The sequence below is a fragment of the Xenorhabdus sp. BG5 genome (genome assembly GCF_015163665.1).
GTDB lineage: Bacteria > Pseudomonadota > Gammaproteobacteria > Enterobacterales > Enterobacteriaceae > Xenorhabdus.
In genome coordinates this window covers 1-218 of record NZ_JADEUG010000128.1, presented here as the reverse complement: position 1 = coordinate 218, position 218 = coordinate 1, and the positions used below count along the sequence as shown (strand labels likewise).

Genomic DNA, 218 nt, shown 5'->3' with positions numbered 1-218 from the left:
CGAGACGAGGACGTAGATAGGCCGGGTGTGTAAGCGTTGCGAGACGTTGAGCTAACCGGTACTAATGAGCCGTGCGGCTTAACCTGACAACACCGAAGGGGTTTTCGGGGAGTGAGAGAGCGTTTCAGAATGAAAAACAGCTTGTTCGGGATTGAAAACAGAATTTGTCTGGCGGCAACAGCGCGGTGGTCCCACCTGATCCCATGCCGAACTCAGCA

At 54.1% G+C, this 218-nt stretch carries 1 rRNA gene; it reads left to right on the top strand.

The window, feature by feature from the left end:
* A 23S ribosomal RNA gene (locus tag IQ209_RS18135) occupies nt 1-86 on the top strand; the annotation flags it as partial.
* Nucleotides 87-218 lie beyond the last annotated feature (132 nt).